The sequence below is a fragment of the Nonomuraea sp. SYSU D8015 genome (assembly GCF_008065375.1).
Lineage (GTDB): Bacteria > Actinomycetota > Actinomycetes > Streptosporangiales > Streptosporangiaceae > Nonomuraea.
Genome location: NZ_VJYI01000026.1, coordinates 70085 through 93059, shown reverse-complemented (window position 1 = coordinate 93059; position 22975 = coordinate 70085). Strand labels below are relative to the sequence as shown.

Sequence of the window (22975 nt, the reverse complement as noted above, 5' to 3'; positions counted from 1 at the left end):
TCGAGCGACGTCAGCCGTTGGAGAGCCGCGTGATTCCGCTGAGCAGCCAGGGTCGCGCTCGATCACACGGCCAACGGTCAGCGCGTTCTTGCGCAACGGATCATCCCGATCGGCGACCTCGCCGGACGCGGAAGGCCGGGCAAGGCGATTGCGGTGCAGTTCTTTCACAGTGCCTGCTGGGTCCGATAGATCACCGCCTATGAGCCCGCACAGCCTGGCTCGTAGGCGACGCCGGGGGCATACTGCTCCCATTCGCTGGCCCTCAATCCGTGTCCGGCCAGCACGCAGCCGCGTTCGAGCGGATTGGTCACCATGTCGTCGAGCGCCCTGACGTCCCACAAGGCCAGGTGGCGACCGCTGGACACGGCGATCAGCCCTCGCCCGTCCGGTGTGAAGAGGTGCGGCGGGTACAGGTCCTGCGGTCCTCCCATGGCGGGGATGCGGCGCGGCGCCGACGGTGCCGTGACCACGTAGAACAGCGCCGATTCGGCGCGTCCCCAGCGATCATCGTCGGCGGGTGGCGCGCCGAAGCGTGTCCGCTGACGCCAGATAGCCTCGGTCCCCACGACCAGGACGTCCCCCCGCGGGTTGAAGGTCAGCGCGTTCACCGGGTATGAGCTGGTCAGGAGGGTGGCGAGGGACGGGCGGCGAAGGTCCCCCAGGCTCCACAGCGCCACCGCGTTCCCGGGCTGGCTCACCGCGAGCAGCCGTCGGCCGCCGCGACCGCCGAACGCCAGAGTTCCTGGCGCAACCATGCCAGGCAGGTCGATCCCGCGCGGGGCGGAGGGACGGGACACGTCCCAGAGGAACGGCGACCGGCCGGTGTCGGATGTGGCCAGCAGCGTGCCGTCCGCGTCGAATGCAGGTTCGCCGCCGGAGCCGGGCAGTGCGGCGAGCCGTCGGGGGCGTGCGGCCTCCCGTACGTCCCAGAGCGCTACCGGACCCCTGTCCTCGGTCACGGCCAGGATGCTCGCACGTGGGTGGAAGGTCGCGGACGACTGCATGGGTTGTGCCCGGACCGGCAGTGCTCCCACGCGTCGCGGGGTGGTGGGATCGCGTACGTCCCACAGCGTGAGGTTGTTTTCCTCGGCGTACGACACCACGGCCAGGGTGGAGCCGTCCCCGCTGAACGCGAGCCATGCCGTGTGCTGGTCCATGTGCAGCGTGGTGAGCCTGCGAGGGGCCTGGCGCGGGTCCCACAGGTATAGTTCCAGGCCGGCAGTCGTGGCCAGCACTGAGCCGTCCGGGCTCTGCGCGAATTCCTGCTCGAAATTGGGGATGAACCCGCGCGGGCGCGGGGCGGCGGGGGAGGTCAGGACCAGGAGGCGTATCCGCCCGTCAGCGCCGCCGGCGGCGAGCAGCCGCCCCTCTGGGTCGAAGCCGAGGCCCATGACGTCGGTGGGAAACGTGAGCGAGGTCTGCTGGACGCCCGCGCCATCCCATACCACAACCGTCTTGTAACGGGTCTCGTACGTGAGCAGCCTCTTCCCTGTAGGGCTGAAGGCCACCTGCGAGATGTCGTCGGCACGCATTCCCAGCCCGCCGATGAGACGAGGTTTGTCCGTGTTGGTGACATCCCAGAGCCCGAAGGGCGGCGTGCCCAGGGGATGCAGGTTGCGGCCGGCGATCGCCAGCCGTGTGCCGTCCGGGGCGAACGCCACGGTCAACGGCATGACATTCCTGTCCCTGATGGTGACAGTGGCACGCGGGCGTCCCGGCTCGGACAGATCCCAGAGCCTGACCCCCGCATCCGGAGCGGCGGTCACCAGGAGGTCGTCGTCGGGGGAGATCGTCACCGCGGAAATGGGCTCGCCGCGGCCGCCGAGCCCGGCCACGCGGTGCGGCCGCGCCGGGTCGCGCAGATCCCAGAGCGTGGCCCGCCCGTTCGCGCCACCGGTCGCGAGGATCGGGGTATACCGGCCGAAGGCCACCGACGTGACCGCCCCGCGCACGGGCAGCGTCGCCATCTGCCGCGCATGCCGGGCGTCCCAGATGAGGAGCTGTCCGCTCGTGTCCGTGACGGCCAAGATCGATCCGCGGGGGCCGAAGCTCAGCGAGGCCACCTTGCCGCGGTGCCCGTGCAGGGTTGCGATTCGCCGGGGCACCGGCGGATCGCGGACGTCCCACAGATGAACCGCCGAGTCCTCGCCTCCCGTCGCCATCAGGCCGCCCGCCGGGTCGAACGCCACCGCGGTCACCGGGCCCTGATGGGCCGCGACCGGCGCGGGCAGCCCGCTGTCCAGCACGACGGCGGTCAGCGCGCCGGTCGCCTCGTCGCGTACGGCTCCGGTGCGTGGGGCGAGGTCGTAGGCGGCGAGGTTCATCCTGAGCGCGGTGGCGGGATCACTGTCCCTGCGGACGTCGGCCTCCGCGACCAGCCGCCGGGCGGTCGCCACCCGATTCCTGTCCTCTGCCACTTCCCGCTGCTCGTTCGCGGTACGCCACTGGACTGCGGTGAACGTGAGCAGCAGCGACAGCGCCAGAAACCCGGCGATCACCGCATTCCTGCGCCGCCTGGCCCTGCGGACAGAGAACTCGGCGAAGGCCCTGGTCAGGCCGTCGAGCATGGCCAGCCGCCCGGGCTCGCCCGACCAGTCGCGGACGATGGCCAGCGACGTCCCCTTGGCCAGGTCGCCGGGCCTGCGCCCGCCCCGCTCCCACGCCGCCGCCTCGTCCGACAGGCGCTGCCGCACGCGCAGGTCTGCTCGGTCGGCGTCGATCCAGGAACGCAGCCGGGGCCAGGAGTGCAGCAGCGCCTCATGGGTGATCTGCACGGTGTCGCCGTCCACCGTGACCAGCCGGGCGTCGTCCGCCAGTAGCGCGTCCAGCGCCACCCGCGCCATTCCGGGATCGGGCGCCCGGTCCACGAGCCGGTCGCGGGCGACTCTGGCGCGAGTGTCGTCGGACCCGTCGCCCACGTGCACCAGGCGCAGCAGCAGGTGGCGGGCCGCCTCCCGGCCGCGCTCGTCCAGACGGTCGAGAGCCCGATCGGCCGTGGCCGCGAGCGCCCGGTAAATGCCGCCGATCCGGCGGTAGGCGTCCACGGTGAGCATGCCGTCCTCGCGCAGCCGCCACGTCGTGCGCAGAGCGTGCGCGAGCAGCGGAAGGCGGCCCGCCTCGTATGACAGCTCGTCGCGCTCGCGTACCCCCAGGTCCGTCAGCAGTAGCTCGGCCAGCCCAGGCTCCAGCGTAAGCCCGGCGCGCGCCGCGGGGCGCACGATCGCGTCCCTCACCTCGCCGGCCGCCATGGAGCCGACGACGACCGTGTGCCGTGACACGGTCTGGGCCAGCTCCGGATATTCCGCGCAGCGGCCGAAGAAATCCGCACGGACCCCGATGACGACCAGCGCCACCGGTTCCCCGCCGAGCCCGCTCCAGGCCGCATGCAGGCCGCTGAGGAACGCCCTGCGCTCGGCCTCGTCCGCGCACTGCGTGAACACCTCCTCGAACTGGTCCACCAACAGCACGGCCCGCCCGCGACCCAGCGCGGCACGCAGCGCCTCTGCCAAGGCCTCCGGCCGCCGTGCCAGTTCGTCCGCCTGACCGGCGTCCACGAGCGGCGCGACGGCGGCCGCGAGCGCCGCCACGGGATGCGCGGTGGGGGTGAACGCCACCACCGGCCAGCCGGACGAGCCCGCGATCGCGAGATCGCCCCGGCCGACCGCGGGGATCAGCCCCGCACGGAGAACGGAGGACTTGCCAGAGCCCGACGAGCCCATGACGAGCAGCGAGCACGGGTCGTCGTACCGCCTGGCGAGTTCTCCGACCAGCTCGCCCGTCAGCTTCTCCCGCCCGAAGAAGAACGCCGAGTCGGCGGCGGAGAATGCCTCCAGCCCGGGGTAAGGGCACACATCCTGCCCGGGTTCGCGGGCCCGCGGGCGTGCGAGGTCGCGCGTGCCGCGCGAACGCCAGGCCCGGTTCGGGGCGAGGACCAGGCCGCCGGCCAGACCCTGCCAGCGGCCCACCGGGCGCGGGCAGCCTTTCGTCGGGAGGACGCGGCTCAGGTGCCGGAACACCGCCTCGACGGTGAGGTGCTGCTCGCCCTCCGGGTCGCCGCGCTCGATCAGCTCGATCAGTGCGCCGAGAAACGCCGTGTGCCGCTCTCCGGGCAGGACGAGAGCGTATTCGTTGCGTTCCGCCGAGGTGAGCACGTACGTGCCGGCGATCTCGGCGGCGTTGCCGATCTCGTCCGTGCCGAGCGCGCCGATCGCCTTGCCCGAGAAGCAACAATCGAGGATCACGACCTTGGTCCGCGCCCTGCTGTCGAGGACATAGCGCCGCAGGATCGCGTACGGCCACGCCGTGTGCTCCACCCGGCCGTCGCCGCCGCTCTCGCGCGTGGCAAGGTAGAGCTGCCCTTCGGCGTTGGTCAGGCCATGGCCCGCGTAGCAGACCAGGAGAACGTCATCATCGGCCGCCCGTTCGGTGACCCCTTGCAGGGCGTCACCGAAGTCGCGGGGCGAGGGCGGGTCCGCACAGATGGTCAGCGCGTTGCCGGGTACGCCGCACCGCTCGACCAACACCCGCCCGAGATCCTGGACGGTGCTCGCCACCGCGGGCTCGTCGCGCAGCCGCGAGCGGGGAACATGCGTGGCCGTCCCGATGAGCAGGACCTGTGCTCGGTGAAGCACGCCGTCACGACCGTCCGCTCACCGGGGTTCCTCGCCATCGCGTTCGACCTGAGGCACAGGCGTGTCCTGTCCCTCCAGCCATTTGGCCAACGCGGTGGTGATCTCCTGGACCCGCTCGCCGTCGACCGCCCGTACAGTCTCGGCGCGAAAGCGCAGCTCGGAGCGGTCTGGGCGGCGCAAGGTGATCTCCACGGACCGGCGCCTGTTACGGATCCAAGTGATCACGACGGCGGCGGCGACGCTGGCCGCGCCACCCGGAGCCAGCGCCACGATCAGCGCGTCCACCACGCCGCCGCTCAGGGCACCGGGAGGAGGGGACACCGTGTGCTCGCGTACGACGCCCGCCAGCTCGATCTCGTCGTCGAACTCCTTGCGCAGGGAATAGAGCTCCTCGCCCCGCACCGTCATGACAATGTCCACGTTCGGCCCTTCCTCAAACGGTCGCGCCGCATGCCGGTCACCGAAAAAGAACCACTGTCAGCGTGCCCTGTAAAGGGCTCGACGACTTGTCCTGCCCAGTTCGGCCGGCGGCGGCCAACAGGCGCCACCTGAAGACGCGCGTCTCCCCAGCTCGGACACGTCGCGATCCCCCACTTGCGCAGCGCCACCACCGGTATTCATCCCAGGGTGAGCGGGGTCTCGGGATTCAACTCGGGTCAACTTCTCCGAGTTGCGCACGTAGTAGAGGCCGGTGATGCGGGCGTCCTCGACACAAACCGCCAGGACGCCGTCGATCTCGCCGTCCACGCGTAGGGGAAGTGCCGGGCTACCGTTGATCATGGAGGGCGCAGTCAACGTAAATACTAAGCTCTCAGCCGTACCAGAATATTAAGACAATACCTACTATGTTCGCGATGATCCCGATGAGGTTCACGAGCGAATAACCCCATCTCTTGCGTGATGCGTAGTCCGGTGCCGAGCGTGTCAGCATCCACGAATCGAGTGCCACCGCCAACACGACGGTTGAGACCAGAATGATCAGTGCAACCTCCTCCGCTACCCTCGTTGTTACCGCGAAGACAGCACCGATCACCGGCAGAAGGCTAGCGGGAATGATCTGAACGGTGTCCGCCGCATACTCGACATAATCTTTAATCATTTGGGGAGAGAGATGCGGAGGGATGGCTGTTTGAGTCGTTACGCCGTACCTTGCGGCATCCTCAGCGATTTGCCCAGCAAGTACTTTCTGAATCTTAGCTGTGCTGAGCGGAGTCAGCAGGTAGAGAACGATTGCGACGCCCAGGGGGAAAACCGCCCCAAGCATCTCGGTCATTTGGTCACGACCTGCACGTACACCGACTCCGATCCACCTCTGGACCAGGTGACAGGGACATAGCTGAGGTCAGTCCGGATGCTCTCGTTCTCGGACTTACCCAAGCTAGTCAGCTTCTCGCTTGCATCACGCCGCGTGCAACCACCATGCCCAGGGCGAGGAGCGATGATGAACTGGGCTGGGTCCCAAGTTTTGTCGCGCCTGGCGTCGTCACCGTAGCGGACGTAAGGCGTTTCGCATTCCCCATGGATAGAGATCGTGTAGGGAAGCAGGCTTCGGTTGGAAACTTCAACTAGGTGCCGTGCCTGGTTAGTGGGGCTGACGCTCTTGAAGAGACCTTTGGTGACTATCCCACTCTTGATGCGCAATCCACTCGGTATATTGACCGCATGAACCACCATGGGAGTCCTCCCCCTGCTAGCTGCCCGAGGTAAAGTCAACCCCGTCGAAGCGGCGTGCCAAGGAACGCACCTGGTCGAGCGTTGCGGCACGGTTGACGCCGCTACTAGCCGTTGCGTCCAGCAGCCAGCCGATCTGATCAGCCATTCCCCCGGAGACAACGCAGGACGGTGTGGTGCCAATACCGGCGATGGTGAGGTCTTCGCTGGGAAGATCCTGCCAAGCGATACTGCGTGTAGGAGAAAGATCAAAGCGGAGGAGGCTGCATCTGGCCTCGAACCCAGCCGGATCCTCTTCAATAGCCCCAATTAGGCCACTGGTGACCTCGTCGAGTGTTGATCCATCATGCATCACCAGCAGCACTGGATCGTGTTCATGGGCGAGCACTAGTTCGTCCGTCGTACCCACGAAGCCTGTGACCGTCAGGCTGGTTGTCCAGTTAACAGTGATTACATCTAAATCGACATAAATCACAGCGATGTCCCGCTCACCAAAGCTGAGCCGTCGAGTCAGGCCCTCACGCGGGTCCGCGTAAGGGAAGTCGATCATCTCCATGACAACCCCATCCAGCAGTTACCACCCACGATCGCACAACCCCTTACTGATAGGGACCCGCCCAAGCCGTCCGATTATGGCCAAGATGGGATCTTCCACACTGCGGCGGCGTGGCCAACAGCGACCCGCCTGACGACCCCTCAGTGCGCGCATCCCGCAGGCGGACCACCCCGAGGAGGATGATCCTTGAGATCCGCTGTTGAGTGACAGGAAGAACTTGTCGCGAGCCAGTCGACCAGCGCGACGCATAGCTCAGGTCTATGAGCGTCATGCCAAAGGCGCAGGGTTGCGTCCGCGAGAGTGGTGTACGAGTTTGGCCTAGTCGCAGGCGTGGCGTCGTGAAATAGCGACGGCCTCGCGCGACCATTCGAGCAGCAGGATCAAGTCGCTCCTCTCCTGGAGCTCATCATCTCCCCGGTGGTCGACACACGCCCGGCGGTGTGGCTGCCGAGTGTCGACGCCAACCCTGGCCGCCTCGGTCCGAGTTCGCCTCTCCTCCCGATCCAGGCCAAGGACCTGCGCCAGTGTCCGAATGATGGTCGCGCCCGTGCCGCCGACGGCGCGAATGATGAAGCCAAGATGTCCTCTTTGACGGTGACCGGATGTGGGATCGCATGGGTAGGCTCCTGAACAGCGACAGGCGGCACGCGGGGGCCCGGGCCGGCGTCAGTGAGATTGTGCAGCGGGGGACAGCCTGAGGCGTCTGAGCGTTTGGGCGTTGAGGGCCACGACGATGGTCGAGGCTGACATCAGCAGCGCGCCCACCGCCGGGCTCAGCGCCACTCCCGCCCAGGCCAGCACGCCGGCGGCGAGCGGCAGGGTGATCAGGTTGTATCCGGCGGCCCAGGTCAGGTTCTGGATCATCTTGCGGTAGGAGGCCCGCGACAGCCGTACCACTGAGACGACGGCGCGCGGGTCGGACGACGCGAGCACGACGCCCGCCGACTCGATCGCCACGTCGGTGCCGGCGCCGATCGCCAGTCCCACGTCGGCTCGGGCCAGTGCGGGGGCGTCGTTCACACCGTCACCGACCATGGCCACCCGCAGCCCCCTGGCCTGCAGCTTGGCCACCGCCTGGTCCTTGTCCGCCGGAAGGACCTCGGCGAACACCTCGTCGATGCCGAGCTCGGCGGCGACCTTCTCGGCGACGGGCCAGGCGTCCCCGGTGATCATGACGATGGTGGGCACGCCCTCGGCACGCAGGCCCGCCACCGCCTCGCGGGCTTCGGGCCGGATCTCGTCGTTCAGTAGGAAGGCGGCGACCGCGTGCGGTGCCGGCTCCAGCTCCACCAGGTGGAGGACGGCCGCGCCGTCCGCCTCGACGGCCAGTGGGCCGGGGACCGTCGCGCCGGTCTCGCGCAGCAGCGCCGGGCCGCCGACCGCGTACGGCACGCCGTCCACGATGGCGCGAACCCCGCGTCCGGCCAGCGTCTCGAAGTCCCGCGCGGGGGACGGCCGGTCGGCGGTGGCGACGATGGCCCGGGCGAGGGGATGTTCGCTGACGCTTTCCACACCGGCGGCCACGCCGAGCGCCTGCTGCGGAGAGAAGCCGTCGGCGGTGACCACGTCGGTGACGGCGTGTGCCCCCTTGGTGAGGGTGCCGGTCTTGTCGAACAGCACGGCGCTGACGGTGCGCATGCGTTCCAGGGCCAGGCGGTCCTTGACGAGGATGCCCGCCTTGGCGGCGACCGCGGTGGACAGTGCGACGACCAGCGGGATGGCCAGGCCGAGAGCGTGCGGGCAGGCGATGACCAGCACGGTGACCGTGCGGACCACCGCTTCCTGCGGCTCGCCGATCAGCGACCAGACGGTGAAGGTCAGGACCGCGGTGACCGTCGCGACGTAGAAGAGGGCCCCGGCGAAGCGGTCGGCGAGCACCTGGGCGCGGCCCTTGGCCTCCTGCGCCTGCGCGACCAGCCGCTGCACCCCGGCCAACGCGGTGTCCGAGCCGACCGCCTCCACCCGGATCCGCAGCGCCGAGTCGGTGGCCACGGACCCCGCGACCACCCGGTCACCCGCTGTCCGCGCCACCGGCGTCGACTCGCCGGTGATCATGGATTCGTCGAGCTCGGCGCCACCCTCGACGATGATGCCGTCGGCCGGGATGCGGCCGCCCGGCCGTACCAGGACCATGTCCTCCACTCGCAGGTCCGCGGTCGGGACGCGGCGGCCGTCGGCGAGTTCGGCCTCGTCGGGCAGCAGCGCGGCCAGCGCCGACAGGGCACCCTGGGCCTGGCCGATCGCCTTGGTCTCCTGCCAGTGACCCAGCAGCATCACGGTGACCAGCGTGGCCAGCTCCCACCAGAAGTCCAGGTCGAACCAGCCGAAGGTGGTGGCCAGCGAGGCGACGTAGGCGACGGTGATGGCCATCGCGATGAGCAGCATCATGCCGGGGCGGCGACGGTGGATCTCGTGGAAGGCTCCGATGAGGAACGGCCAGCCTCCGTAGAAGTAGGCCACGCTGCCCAGGACCGGCCCGGCCGGCCACGGGCCGGGCAGGCCGAGACTCAACGCCACGAGGGGCACCGACAGCAGCAGGGACAGCCAGAACCGGCGGCGGAAGACGGCCGGATTGTGGTGATCGTGCACGGAGGGCTCCTAGAGAGGCGGGTCGAGGGTGATGGGGCGGGCCTGACTCAGCGGGTGGCGTAGTAGGCCGACAGGATCTGGCGGACCACCGTGTCGGGACGGGAGATCATCACCGCGTGCGAGGCGCCTTCGGCCTCGCGTACCTTGCTGCCGGCGCGCTCGGCCATGAAGCGCTGGGCGGCGGGCGGGATCACCTTGTCGGCGGTGGGGATCACGTACCAGGACGGGATGGCCTTCCAGGCGGGTGCGCCGCTGTGCCCGGACAGGCCGAACTGGGTGGACAGCTGCAGCGGGCTCTCCCCCTGGTCGGGGGCGAGGGCGGCGACGTAGACCAGGGCCTTGACGTTGTCGTGGCCGTTGGCGGCGTCGGTGATGACGGCGCCGCCGTACGAGTGACCGACCATGATCACCGGGCCGGGGATGGTGTCGACGATGCTGGAGACGTAGGCCGCGTCTCCTTCCAGGTCACGCAGCGGGTTGGCGGCGGCGATCACCGGGAAGCCGGCCGCCTGCAGCGCGGCGATGGTGGGGTTCCAGCCCGAGGAGTCGGCGAAGACGCCGTGGACCAGGACGACGGTCGGCTTCGCGCCCTCCGCGTTCGCCGAGGAGGGGACTGCCACAGCGGTAAGACCCAGAACGAAGAGGATCGCGGCCAGGAGACCTCTGCGCATCATTTCGTTGCCTTTCTCTAGGGTCATGGCCTCTATGACACGCTTTTCAGCGGAGAAGCGGCATTGCGCGAACGTACCAACGGCGGAAAGGCGCCCACCGTTTCGGTGGGCGCATTTCAGGCTGGAAGACGGAGCTCGCTGAAGGCCCTGGCGAAGTCGGCGACGGCGCGAGAGGAAGGCGGACACGGCGAACAGGAGGACGAGCGCGCCGACCGTGACGCCGGGCCACAGGACCGGGACAAGCCCAATGACCGCCGCCGAATCACACGAACCTCTGAATGAAGGCGAGCGCGGTGTCGCAGACCTCGCGCCACCCATTGTCGATGGTCAGTGAATGGCCACGGCCGGGCATTTCCACGATCTCGGTGACGGCGTGCTCGTTGCGGTTCTGGATTTTGTACGTGGCATTGGCGATCTTCCACGGCACCGTGTTGTCCTTCTCGCCGGAGATGATCAGCAGCGGGCCGCGGCTCTCGCCGGTGCTGTCGACCTTGGTCTCGCTCCACGGGTTGAAGTTGGCCACCGCCGCCTGGAACAGCGGCGCGCCGGGCGCCGGGACGGCGAAGGTCTCGTACAGCTGCCGCGCCTCCTCCTCACTGACGGCGTTGGCGAAGGCGAAGCGGAACTGGTCGTAGGTCAGCGGAACCGCGCGGTGGATGTTGGCCGGGTTCGACAGCACCGGCGCCGCCGCGCGCAGCGAGGAGAACGGCAGCGGCAGCACGCCCTGGATCGGGGCGGGGTCGATCGCCACCGAGGCGCAGGCCAGGCCGCGGCCGGCCAGGATCTGTGTGAGCAGCCCGCCGAAGGAGTGACCGACGATCGCGGGCTTGCGCTCCAGCTTGTCGATCAAGCCGGCGAAGTAGTCGGCGACCTGGCCGACCGTCTTGTGCGCGAAGACCTCGGGGTTGGCGTTGGCCTCCGCCACCGTCTCCGGGTCGTCGGGCCAGCCGGGGGTGACCGGCACCACACCGGCTTCGGCGAAGACCCGGGCCCAGCGGTCCCAGCTGCTCGGCAGCAGCCATAGGCCGTGGATGAAGACGACGGGGACGCGGCCGGTGGCATTGGCCTGCTCGATCTGCTGGAGGTCATGCTCTGCGGACATGGTGCCGCCCTTCTGGCTCGACGCGGTGGACACGACGACATCGCACACGCGCGGCGCAGATCCGGCATCGGTTGAAAGTACCAATCCCTACATAGAAGGCGGAGGCACGCAAAACTACAATGCGAACTGTGCTGATCTTCGACACGGACACGCTGCCCGTCGCGGACCGGCTGGATGCTTTTCACCACGCGCTGACCGACGGTCTCAGCCCCAATGACATCGTCTATGAGAGGCCGGCGTCCGGCGTCCGCGCGCAGCTGGAGCTCAGCAAGATCGGCACCCTCAGCATGTTCACGGTCCGCAGCACCGGATTCGAGGTCCACCGCACGGAACGGCACGTCCGCCTGCAGAGCAGCCGCCCGGGGATCTCGATCTCGTTGCAGGACAGCGGCGTGGGCAGGAGCGAGGTCGCGGGTGAGCGGCTGAGGCTCGGCGCGGAGGACATCACCGTCTTCCACCAGCTGACGCCGAGGATGCTCGGCTGGTCCGGATCCGGCGTCTCCCGGGCGATCGTCGTCGATGCCGACCGGCTCGGGATGTCGGTGGACGAGGTCCAGCGGGCCGCCTTCCGGCTGCGCGCCAGCCCGATGTACGACCTGGTCCTGCAGCACCTGCGCGGGTTGTGGATCGACCCCGATCGCATGGCCGCCGACCCCGGGGCACCCGCGGTGGCCCACGCGACGGTCGAACTGATGCGTGCCCTCATGGTGTCGGCGCTGAACGACGAGAGGTCCGGCGCCACCAGGTCGGTCATGGACGAAACCCTCCTGACGCGGATCAAGGCCTACATCAGCGCCAATCTGACCGATCCCGAGCTCACTCCCGAGCGCATCGCCCGGGAGCACGCCGTCTCACTGCGCCAGCTGTACACCGTGCTCAGCCGGGGCGGGCTGAGCCTGGAGCAATGGATCATCACCCAGCGGCTGGAGGGGGCACGCGCCGCGCTGGCGAGCCGGAGCTCGGACCATCTGACGATCGGCGCCATCGCCCGGCGCTGGGGTTTCGCGCGGGTGAGCCACTTCAACCGGCGTTTCCGAGAGGCGTACGGCGTGACGCCGGGGGAGTGGCGCCGCCTCGGGCGCAGCGCCTGATTTCCTGCAGACGCAGGATCGTTCTCCCTGAGTGCGGGACCGGCCGCTCGCACTGTCACCAGGTCGGCGCGCTCGCCAAGCTGAAAGCATGATTCTGCACGGACGCGAAGCCGAGCTGGAGCGACTGAGCCGGATTCTGTCCGCGGTCCGGGACACCGGCCACGTCGTGTTGGTCACCGGAGAGCCCGGCATCGGCAAGACCACGCTCCTGAACGAGCTGATCCGGCGCGGCGAGGGCATGGGCTTGTCCGTCGCGAGCGGGAAGGCCAATGAGCTCGACCAGATGGCGCCGCTGGCCTCCCTGATGACCTGCCTGCCGTACGGCGAGCACGTCCATCACCTGTCCACCGACCGGGACCACCGGATCTGGCTGGTGGAAGAGCTGGCACGCGTCATCGAAGCCCGTGGGCCCGTGATGGTGGCGCTCGACGACGCCCAGTGGGCCGACCCGCTGAGCCGCTTCGCCCTCACCCATCTTCCCGTCCGCCTCCGGACATCCCCCGTCCTGTGGCTGCTCACCGGCAGGAACGGCACTCTCGAGGAGTTCGCCCGGCTGGCCGACCGGGTGGAGGTCGACCAGATCGCCTTGGGGCCGTTGCCGAGCGAGGCCATGGACCGCCTGGCGCACGAAACGCTCGGGCATCCGCCGGACGCGCACGTCAGAGAGCTGATCGAGAGCGCGGGCGGCAACCCCTTCCTGGCCAAGGAGCTCCTCGGCGAGCAACGCGGGCTCCGCGGCAGGCTGAGCGCCCTGCCCACCTCGACGCTCCGCCTCCTTCAGGCAGGCGCCGTGCTGGGGCCCGACTTCACGCTGGCCGCGGCCGCGGCGCTGCTGGACACCCCGCAGATGGGACTGCTCACCGATCTGGAGGAGGCAGTCGGCAGCGGCCTGGTCACCGACCACGGGATGAACCTGGCATTCCGCCACGATCTCATCAGGCAGGCCGTCTACGCCGGCATCCTGCCTTCGGTACGCAACGCGCTTCACCGCACTGCCGCGACGCACCTGGTCGCCATGGGACGAGGCGCGGTCCAGGCCGCGGCGCATCTCCAGCTCGGCGCCCTTCCCGGTGACGAGGAGGCGATCTCTCTGCTGCTGCGGGCGGCGAGGGACGCGCTGCCCGTCATGCCGGCGACCTCCGCCGCCCTCGCCGTCCACGCGCTGAGCCTGGCCGAGGTGGCTTCGCCGCTGCGGTACGAGGCGGGCGAGCAGGCGATCGCCTGCCTCACCGCCGCCGGGCGCAACCAGATGGCCGTGGAGGTCGGCGACTCCCTGCTGCGGAGCCGGCCGCCGCTGGCGACGTTCGGCAGGGTGCAGGCCGCCCTCGGCCGTCCCCTCTGGGACCTGGGTCTGGTCGCGGAGCTGCGGCGCAGGGTGGAGGCGGCGCTCGGTGCGTGCGACTCGGGCACGCACGCGCGGCTGGTCGCCCTGCGGGCTCTCGCGCTGTCGTGTGAAGCCGAGCTGGGCCCGGCGCGTGAAGCCCTGGCGGGATCCATCGAGACCCGCGACCGTGACGCGCATGTGACGAGCCTGCTGGCGCTCGGCGAGACCGAGCTCAACGCCGGTGACGTCCGCGCCGCTCTCGCGCACTTCACCGCGCTCGGCGCGCTCGAGCCCGACTACACCGCCGAGAAAATACTGACATATCAGTACATGGATGACTTCGCGGCGAGCGAGAAACTGCTGACACTGGCCCAGAACTCGGAGTCGTCGCGCCAGGCCGCGTTGTCGTGGGCTCAGGCCGGACACCACCTGGGCCTGGGAAACCTGAACCAGGCGGAAGAGAGCCTGCTCTCCCTGGTACGGCTGGCGCAAAGCCATCAGGTGGACGCGCGCGTGACACTCGCCTGGATCGCCTGCCTGCGTGGAAAGCCCGACCTCGCCGCCACCCACCTGACCCCTGAGGCGGATCCCGCGATCACCTTCATGGAGGCGATGATCGCCGATCTGCGGGGCGACCACACCCGCGGCGTCGAGATCCTCAAAGGGCTGGATGCGCCCGTTTCACGCCAGCCGCTGCTGCGCACGACGCTACCCCGCGCAGTACGGCTCGCGATGAGAGGCGGCGCCCCGGCCCTGGCCTCGGATCTCGCGTCGCAGGCCGAGGAGCTGGCCGGCCGCAACCCCGGTGTCCCGTCGACGCAGGCGATCGCGGCCCACTGCGCCGGGCTGGCGCACAACGACCTGGAACGGCTGGCCGAGGCGCACACCCTCGCGACGAAAAGCCCGCGCCCGCTCGTGCGCGCCGCGATCGCCCGTGATCTCGGGTGGGCCCTGCTCGCCCGTGGCGAATCCCGCCGTGCCGCCCCGCATCTGAAGCGCGCGCGGGAGGTCTTCACCGAGCTGGGAGCGTACGGCGAGGCCGCCTCGACCATGCCGGTCCAGGACAGGCAGCAGCCTGTCCAGGGGTGGGAGGCGCTCACCGCCACGGAGCGGAAGGTGGCCGGCCTCATCGCGGCGGGTCACTCGAACCAGTCGGCCGCCGAGCACCTGGTGGTGTCCCCGCACACGATCAACACCCACCTCGGTTCGATCTTCCGCAAGCTGGACGTGAAGACTCGCGTCCAGCTCACCCTGGTGGTGCTGAGCCGGTCCGAGTGACCGCGTGAGGCCGGTCAGGCCTCACGCGGACGTGCTCGGGCCCCTACTTGAGCACGGTGGCCAGGAAGGCACTGGCCTGGTTGATGGCGGCTTCGGCGGCGTGGGTGCCGCGCAGGGCGTTGAGCATCACGAAGTCGTGGATGATGCCCTGGTAGCGGACCGCTGTCACCGGCACGCCCGCCTCGCGCAGCCTGTTCGCGTAGGCTTCGCCCTCGTCGCGCAGGACGTCGGCCTCGGCGGTGATGACCAGCGCCGGGGGCAGGCCCTCGAGCTGGTCCAGCGGGGCGCGCAGCGGGGAGGCGGTGGGCTCGTTCCGCTCGGCCTCGCTGGTGGTGTACTGGTCCCAGAACCACTGCATGCCGTCACGGCGCAGGAAGTAGCCTTCGGCGAACTCGTGGTAGGAGCCGGTGTCGAAGTTCGCGTCGGTGACCGGGTAGAACAGCACCTGGCCCTTGAAGTGCTCGCGGGCGACCAGGGTGAGCGCGGCGGCCATGTTGCCGCCGACCGAGTCGCCGGCCACCGCGATCCGCGACGGGTCGAGGCCGAAGGTGGCGCCCTGCTCCAGCACCCATTCCAGGGCGGCGCGGTTCTGCTGGTTGGCCACCGGGTAGCGGGCCTCGGGGGAGAGGCTGTAGTTGACGAACACCACAGCCGCCCGCGCGCCCAGCGCCAGCTCGCGGGCCAGGCGGCCATGGGTGTGGTCGTTGCCGAAGACCCAGCCCGCGCCGTGGATGTAGAGGATCACCGGCAGCGGGCCCTCGGCGTCCTGCGGGCGGAACAGGGTGAGGTTCCCGACGGTCTCGCGGGTCGTGCCCGGGACGTCGATCTCCGGCGACTGGGCCTCGTCGACCGCCTTGCGGCCCTCGTCGGGCGGCAGCTCGTACAGGTAGGGCGGGTTGGCGGTCGCGTCGGCGAACGCCTGCGCGGCTGCTTCAAGAACCGGCTTGTTCATGATGTTTTCTCCTGTCGGCCGGCCGCGGCACGGATCATTCCGGCAACGGCACGGGGCTGGGATATGTGGATCAGGTGGGAGCCATTCAGATGCAGCTCGTGGGCTGCCATGCGTTGCGCCATGAAACGCTGGGCATGCGCGTTCAGGGCGCGGTCGCTCGTGGCGATCACGTACCAGCTGGGCAGCTTGGCCCAGGCCGGCGCGGCGGATCCGGCCGTCAGCGCGGATCGGGCGATGGGGCGCTGAGCGGCCGCCAGGACGGCGGTGCGCCGGGCCGGCAGGTCGCCCGCCAGCACGTCGCGAAAGCGATCGCAACGTACGGCGAGCTCGGCGTCGGAACGGCCGACGATCGCATCCGCGATGAGCGTGGGGGCGAAACGCCGGTAGACGTGGACGACGCTCTCGTTCCAGTCGAGGCCGAAGCCGGCGACGTAGACGAGCGCGACGACGTTGTCGGTCGCGACATTGGTGATCACCGCGCCGCCGTAACAGTGCCCGACGAGGACGACCGGATCAGTGATCCGCCTGATCGCGCCGGTGACATGGGCCGCGTCGATGGCCAGCCCGCGCAGGGGGTTGGCCACGGCTTCGGCCCCCAGCCCGTCGGCGTGCAGGTCCTCGATCACGCCCGCCCACGACGAGGGGTCGGTGAACGCGCCGTGAACGAGGACGATCCTGGGCTGGTGCATGAATCAAGCCAACCCCGGAGCGCGGCGGAGGGCATCGGGTGAACGTACCAACTGGTCACCGGGAGATGAGCTCGGGCTCCTCCACGGGTTCGATCAGGCTGGTCCGGCGGGTCTCGGGCGCGAAGAGGATCGCCACGAAGGAGACGGCCGCGCAGCCCATCAGGAGCAGCGCGATCGGCCAGGTCGCCCCGCCGGCCGCGGCGAGCAGGGCGGTGGCGACCAGGGGTGCGGGCCCGCTGGTCAGCGCCGCCGTCCACTCCCGCGCGATGACGATGCCGCTGTAGCGATGGCGCGTGTGGAACAGTTCGGTGTACAGCGACGCCTGGGCGCCGAGGATGCAGGCGACACCGACGCCCTGCCCGAGCGTGACGGCGAGGATCACCAGGATCGGCACCCGGGTCTCGATCAGCCAGAACAGGGGAAACGCGAAGATCGCCATGAAGGCCGCGCCGCCGAGCCAGACAGGGCGCCTGCCGACGCGGTCCGTCAGCATCCCGGCCACCGGTGCGGCGACGACCGCCACAGCCGTGGCGACCACGTTCGCGACCAGGCCGACCATGGCCGGCAGGCCGAGGTTCCTGGTCACGTACGAGAGCACGAAAATCTGGATGATGTAGCTGATGGGGCCCACGGGCGCGTTGGCCGCGAAGGCGATCAGCAGGTTCTTCGGCTGCCTCCTGATGACCTCCAGCATCGGGAAGCGGGCGACGCCCCTCGCCCGCTGCTGCTCGAACACCGCGGACTCCGCCGTGCCGAGCCTGAGATACAGGCCGACCCCGGCGCCGACGAGGCCGAGCAGGAACGGCACCCGCCACCCCCAGCTCTCGAACCCCGGCAGCGCCGAAGCGGCGGTGAACACCAGCGTGGCCAGCAGGGCGCCGGCGTAGATGCCCGCCCCCGGCAGCGCGGCCCACAGTCCTCGCCTCGGGGAGTCGCTCGACTCGGCCACCAGCACCAGCGCGCCGACGTATTCCGCCCCGGCCCCGAATCCCTGCACGACCCGGAGCAGAACGAGCAGCGCCGGAGCCAGCAGACCCACCGACTCATAGGTGGGCAGCAGGCCGATGGCCGCGGTCGAGCAGCCCATCAGCAGCAACGTGATGACCAACATGCGCCTGCGGCCGACCCGGTCGCCGTAATGGCTCAGCACGAACCCGCCGACAGGCCGGGCGACGAACCCGACGGCGAAGGTCGCCAAGGCCCCCAGCGTCCCGGCGACAGGGCTGTCCGCGGGGAAGAAGTGGGTGGTGAAAGTCAGCGCGGCCGCGAGGCCGAAGAGCGTGAAGTCGTAGAACTCGATCACGCTGCCGATCACGGCGACCTTGGTAAGACGCTTGGCGGTCATAACCCTCGTAGGTACGGCGGTCACGGCCTTCACGCTAAGGACGGCCAGTGACCATCGAGTGACCGGCCCGATCAGCGTCGGCGTCGGGCGTGGGAGAGCGCCAGCATCACTTCCCGCATCGTCGGCGGTGGCTCGGGAACGGGGTCGAGCGCGGCCAACCGGTGTCTGGCGGCGTCCCGTTCGCGCATGGTGTCGCTGAAGTGCGTGCCTGCCAACCCCTGCTCGGCCTCGCCGGTCTCCGACAGGCTCCAGTACTGTGCCCAGATCTCGCGGGCCGTGTCGTGCTCACCGGTGTCCCAGACCGCGTCGCCGTACAAAGCCAGAAAGGGGACCTTGAAGGCCAGATTCTGCTGAGCGGTGACGAGGTCCACGGCTTGGCGCAGGTGATCCGCCGCCGGCTTGGCGTGGCCGAGGGCCAGGTGGGCCTGTCCGGCGCACGCCAGCAGCCACGGGACCGCGTAGGCGATCTGTGCCTCTTGCGCGATCTGCTGAGCCTCGGCGACGACAGCGAGGGTCTCCTCGAACAGGAGCAGGTGGTCCAGCAAGGTGGCGAGGTCGGCGAGGCAGACCACCAGAGTGGGCCGGTCACCCGAACGGCGGGCGGCCTCGACCGCGCGACGCCCGATCTCAATCGCGGTTTCCAGGTCGTCCTGGTAGTTGTGCGACTGGGAGAGGTTGCGAAGGGAGTGGGCTTCACCGACCGTGTCGCCGATTTCCTGAAAGAGCTCAAGCGCCCGGGACAGGTGTCGCTGGGCGCTGTCGTGGTCATTGCGCAGGGAGTCGCTGGTGCCGACAGCACGGTGGGCTTCGGCCAGCATGGGCAGCTCTCCGACGCGCTGGGCGGCCTCCAGACAGAGGCGGATGTAGGGATCGGCGTCCGCCAGGGTGTCCATGGCCTGGCTCATCGGCCGCCAGTCGAGGACGAGGTGGACGACGGCGGCGTCGAGCCGGGCGCTGTCGGCGGCCTTGACGACGTTGTGCAGCACCGCGCGTTCGTGCTGGTACCAGTCGTTGGCGGCGGTGACGTCGGCAGGGCGTTCGGCGATGATGCCCGGCCCGGGGGGTGCCGGCTCGCCGACCGGGGGACGGCCGTAGATCAGGTAGGCGTTGCGGACCGAGTGCGTGTAGTGCTGGACCAGCCGCTCCAGCGCGGTCCGCTGCTCGGCGGCGGAGGACAGCTCCTGAGCGTAGGCGCGTAACAGGTCGTGCAACGCGTACCGGCCGGGGACGGGTTCTTCCAGCAGGTTGGCGGCGCACAGGACGGCCAGCGCCTGCCGTGCCGCACGCTCGGGGAGTCCGGTGAGGCTGATCGCGGCAGGGAGGGAGATGTCGGGGCCCGGATGTGCGGCGAGCTGCCGGAACAACGTGGCCGCTGCTTCCGGCAACGTGTGATACGACCAGGAGAACACCGCGCGCAGATCCACGGTGTCCTCATCGACGGTGAACGCGTCCAGAGCCGACGTGGTGCGGGCGAGCTGCTCGGCGAGGGTCGCCAGATCGAAGGAATTGTGCGCGGCCCGGGCGGCCACGAGCGCCAGTGCCAGCGGGAGGCCCGCGCAGTGCTCGATGATCCGCCCGGTCGCCTCGGCATCCTCCTCCACCCGGTCCCTGCCCAGGCGACGCCCGAGCAGCTGGCGGGCCTGCTCGCCCGGCATCGGCCCGAGCCGGACCGGGAGGGCGCCGTGCCGGGCGGTCAGCCCGGTGAGCCGGTTGCGGCTCGTCACGATCACCCCGCAGCCCGGTGTGCCCGGCAGCAACGGCTCGACCTGCCCGGTGTCGCGAGCGTTGTCCAGGACCAGCAGCATCCGGCGGCCGGCCAGCATGCTCCGGAACCGCGCCGCCCGCTCCTCGAGACCGTCGGGCAGGTGAGCCGGGCTGGCGCCGAGTGCTTCCAGGAACCCGCCGAGCGCGTCGCGAGCCGCCACGATCCGCCCGTCAGGGTCGAAGCCGCGCAGGTTCACATACAGCTGGCCATCCGGGAACCGGTCGGCGACCTGGTGAGCGCATTGGATCGCCAGCGTCGTCTTCCCGGAGCCGCCCATGCCGCCGATCACCATGATCGCGACATGGTCTTCGGCGCTCTCCAGGTGGCCGGCCACGGTGTCCACCTCCGCTGCGCGGCCGGCGAACACGGCCGTCGCGGCCGGCACCTGCGCAGGCCTCGGCAACGCCGGCACCGGCTCCGTCTCTGGGACGGCGGTGACGGTTTCGGCCCGCAGCACGTCGTGATGGGCGTCCTGCAGCACCGGGCTGGGGTGGATGCCCAATTGCCGCGCCAGCCGCTCACGAACACCGGTGTAGAGGGCCAGCGCTTCCACGTGGCGGCCCACCGCCGCCAGCAGCCGCATCGCCGCCGCCTGGAGCGGCTCATCGAGCGGGTGAGTGGCGGCTATCCGCTGCAAGGCCGGTACGGCGAGCGCACCGGCACCATGGCGCAAGGCGACCGAAGCCGCCTCCACCGCCGCGTCCACGACCTCTCGCGCGACCGCGACAGCCGCGGGATGCTCACGCAACACCGGGACCCCGGCGGCCACCACGCCGTCAGCGATCTCGAGGGCCCGCACCCACGACTCCACGGCCTGCGCCGACTGCTCCGCCCGCGCCTTGGCCACCAGATCACGGAACGTCAGCAGATCCAGGCTGGTGGCATCGGCCGCGATCCGGTACGCCTCCCCGACCCGCAGCAGCCAGCGCCCGCTCGAACGGAGCGTCAGGTCCGGCTCCAGCACCCGCCGTAACGCGCCCACATAGCGATGCACCAGGTTCACCGCGCTCGGCGACGGATCCTCACCCCACAGGGTGTCCACGATCTCCGCCACACCGACCGGGCGGCCCGCGGCCACCAGCAGCAAGCCCAGCAGCGCCCGCTGCTGCGGCGGCCCCACTGCCAGCTCCGTCTCCGCCCGCCATACCCGGACGCCGCCGAAGACCGCAAACCGCACTTCCTGGCTCGCCATTCGCCCATCATCGCGACCCGACGCCCGAAACGCTAACGGTGTTTCCGCATGAGCACCCGACGGTGCGCCGGCCTCAGCGCCACGAGCCGACAGCCGCCCGGCCTATGCCCACGGCACCCCGATGGACGACCACGCCGGCGCCCCCCGCTCGCGTTGATCAGCACGCCGCTCCGTTGCCGACGGCGTATGCCCCGCTATCAGTTGCCCTCATGACAACCGGCAGGTCGCCTCGGGCGAGAACGCGTTCGGAGGCTGCTCGGCGACCGCGTTGCGGCCTTGGTATTTCCACTGGCAAACCGTCGTTGCGGTGATCTTCGCGCCGCCCAGGCACCACAGGTTGTCCCAGCTGCCGCCGGCCATATTCTGCCCCAGCGCCCTGCAGTAGTCGTGGGCGTCGTCGAAGGTGACCGTGCCTAGGGAAGGAGGGGCCGGCTCGTCGCTCGGGGGCGGCGCGGTCTTGGTCGTGGGCTTGCGGGTCGGCTTCATGTCGGGCGTGCCTGTGGTGATCTCAACCGGGGTTTTGGTGCGCGGCGGCTTGCGGGTCTGGCTCGGCGTGCCCTGGGGGATGACGCTCGTGTTGGGTATGGCCTCGGCCTCCTGCCTGATCGCCTCTGGAGTGGGCGTGCCATGCGCGGCCGGCGTCTCAGGCACGCTGGTGGAAGGCGAAGCCACTGGTAACGACACCACCGTGATCACCCCCACCGCTTGGTTGCCGGAAGCGCTGGGCGCGAAGGCGAAGTAGCCGGTCACCACGGTGGCGAGCATCGCCGCCGCGCTGGTCGTACCCATGATCAGGCCGCGCCGCCGACCGCCGGTTTTCTGAGCTGGTACGGCAGGGCCGGCCGAGACGGCCGCCCCTGGAGCGGTCGGGGCACCGGAGGCGGCCGGAACTCCGGGCGCATCCGGGACGGCGAGGCATCCCGGCCGGGCGATCGGAACGCCCTGCCAAGCAGGGGAAGGAAGAGCGCGCAGGCGCTCGATCACCTGGGCGGCGGTGGGTCGCTCGGCCGGGTCCTTGGCCAGGCACTCCTCCAGCAGCGCCCGCAGCGGTCCCTCCAGCCCGCCGAGGTCCGGCTTGCCCTGCAGGATCGCGTGCAGGATGCCGGGGATCGATTCGCCGACGAAGGCACGCTGCCCGGTGGCCGCGTAGACCATGGTCGCGCCCCAGGCGAACAGGTCGCTCGCAGGCCCGACGTCGCCGCCGGCGATCTGCTCGGGCGCCATGTAGGCGGGGCTGCCGATGGGCTGGCTGCTGACGACGGACTGGCTGAGGTCAAGTGCCCGGGCGATGCCGAAGTCTATGACGACCGGCCCGTCGGGCCCGAGCAGCACGTTGCCGGGCTTGAAGTCGCGGTGCACCACCCCCGCCTCGTGGATGGCGGCCAGGGCGGTCGCGGTGTTGATCGCCAGTCGCTGCAAAGCGGCCGCCCCGCGCGTCCCGTTGTCCTCCACGGCGGTCTGCAGCGACGGTCCGTCGACGAACTCGCTGACGATGTACGGCCTGCTCCCGTCGAAGCCGAAGTCGAGCACCTGGGCCGTGCAGAAGGGCGCCACCCGCTTGGCGGTCTCCACCTCGCGCAGGAAGCGTTGCCGCCCCCGGTGGTCGGCCATCAGGTGCGGGTGCAGCAGCTTGACCGCCACTTGCCCGCCGTCGCCGCCTCGCCCTGCGTAGACCGTGCCCTGCCCGCCCACCCCCAGCCGCCCCTCCAGACGGTAGGGACCGATCGCCCTGGGGTCCTCAGCCAACAGGGCCAACACCTCGGCCACCAAGCCTCCAGCCAGTCAGTGGGCGAAGATCGTATCAAGCTCGTCATGCCCAGTTAAGAAACGAGTCAGGGTGCTCGTCCCAGTAATCTGATCTTGCAACCTGCAGGCAATGCGCTCATTCCCGCGTACGAGACCTCACGTTCGGACATGGCCCGCTGGCGCGGTTGCGGTCGCCCCCCAGATCGCGGAGGCTATCTGGTCTGATTCGGCTCTCCCGGCGACACTGCCGGCGCGACGTCGCTGGTGGGAGGCGGCAGATCCGGTTGCACGGACCGCCAGATCCGGTCGGGCAGCACCTGCCCGGCCTCGTCGAGATCGATGTCCGGTGCGCCGGACAGCCACCGGCGCGCGG

Annotated in this window: 14 protein-coding genes; 2 read left to right on the top strand and 12 right to left on the bottom strand. The window is 69.9% G+C overall.

Annotated features, from left to right (window positions below; genetic code table 11):
* Positions 1–197 precede the first annotated feature (197 nt).
* The 7 genes from ID574_RS49815 to ID574_RS49785 all read right to left on the bottom strand — a co-directional run bounded on the left by ID574_RS49815 (position 198) and on the right by ID574_RS49785 (position 11220).
* Entirely contained in the window at positions 198–4631 is a 4434-nt protein-coding gene (locus tag ID574_RS49815; RefSeq protein ID WP_188196101.1) for a WD40 repeat domain-containing protein, read from the bottom strand.
* Between the two features lie 18 nt (positions 4632–4649).
* The gene (locus tag ID574_RS49810) at positions 4650–5051 is read right to left on the bottom strand and encodes an effector-associated constant component EACC1 (protein ID WP_188196100.1); all 402 of its coding nucleotides are present in this window, start codon (positions 5049–5051) and stop codon (positions 4650–4652) included.
* 391 nt (positions 5052–5442) lie between these two features.
* Positions 5443–5904 (bottom strand): hypothetical protein, encoded by a 462-nt coding sequence (locus ID574_RS49805; protein WP_188196099.1) that lies wholly within the window; start codon positions 5902–5904, stop codon positions 5443–5445.
* A gap of 417 nt (positions 5905–6321) precedes the next feature.
* Positions 6322–6858 (bottom strand): hypothetical protein, encoded by a 537-nt coding sequence (locus tag ID574_RS49800; RefSeq protein ID WP_188196098.1) that lies wholly within the window; start codon positions 6856–6858, stop codon positions 6322–6324.
* 666 nt (positions 6859–7524) lie between these two features.
* Complete coding sequence (locus ID574_RS49795; protein WP_188196097.1) at positions 7525–9447, bottom strand: copper-translocating P-type ATPase; 1923 nt, start codon at positions 9445–9447, stop codon at positions 7525–7527.
* A 47-nt stretch (positions 9448–9494) separates the two neighbouring features.
* Positions 9495–10145 (bottom strand): alpha/beta fold hydrolase, encoded by a 651-nt coding sequence (locus tag ID574_RS49790; protein WP_223167888.1) that lies wholly within the window; start codon positions 10143–10145, stop codon positions 9495–9497.
* Between the two features lie 235 nt (positions 10146–10380).
* Positions 10381–11220: an alpha/beta hydrolase gene (locus tag ID574_RS49785; RefSeq protein WP_188196096.1), complete on the bottom strand. Its 840-nt coding sequence runs from the start codon at positions 11218–11220 to the stop codon at positions 10381–10383.
* A gap of 128 nt (positions 11221–11348) precedes the next feature.
* Between ID574_RS49785 and ID574_RS49780 the strand changes: the two genes are divergently transcribed.
* Entirely contained in the window at positions 11349–12311 is a 963-nt protein-coding gene (locus tag ID574_RS49780) for an AraC-like ligand-binding domain-containing protein (protein WP_188196095.1), read from the top strand.
* A gap of 88 nt (positions 12312–12399) precedes the next feature.
* Positions 12400–14913, top strand: a complete 2514-nt coding sequence (locus ID574_RS49775; RefSeq protein WP_188196094.1) for a helix-turn-helix transcriptional regulator — start codon at positions 12400–12402, stop codon at positions 14911–14913.
* 43 nt (positions 14914–14956) lie between these two features.
* On the opposite strand, the gene ID574_RS49770 is transcribed toward ID574_RS49775, so the two are convergent.
* From ID574_RS49770 to ID574_RS49750, 5 genes are all read right to left on the bottom strand, one after another.
* Positions 14957–15865 (bottom strand): alpha/beta hydrolase, encoded by a 909-nt coding sequence (locus ID574_RS49770; RefSeq protein ID WP_188196093.1) that lies wholly within the window; start codon positions 15863–15865, stop codon positions 14957–14959.
* Positions 15862–16554 carry an alpha/beta hydrolase gene (locus ID574_RS49765; RefSeq protein WP_188196092.1) on the bottom strand — a complete coding sequence of 231 codons (693 nt, stop codon included), beginning with the start codon at positions 16552–16554 and terminating at the stop codon, positions 15862–15864. Before ID574_RS49765 ends, ID574_RS49770 begins: the two co-directional genes overlap by 4 nt.
* 55 nt (positions 16555–16609) lie before the next feature.
* Entirely contained in the window at positions 16610–17923 is a 1314-nt protein-coding gene (locus ID574_RS49760; protein ID WP_223167887.1) for an MFS transporter, read from the bottom strand.
* A gap of 47 nt (positions 17924–17970) precedes the next feature.
* Positions 17971–20856, bottom strand: a complete 2886-nt coding sequence (locus ID574_RS49755) for an AfsR/SARP family transcriptional regulator (protein WP_188196091.1) — start codon at positions 20854–20856, stop codon at positions 17971–17973.
* Positions 20857–21063: 207 nt separating this feature from the next.
* Positions 21064–22623, bottom strand: coding sequence for a serine/threonine protein kinase (locus ID574_RS49750; RefSeq protein WP_188196090.1), 1560 nt, complete (start codon positions 22621–22623; stop codon positions 21064–21066).
* Positions 22624–22975: the final 352 nt, after the last annotated feature.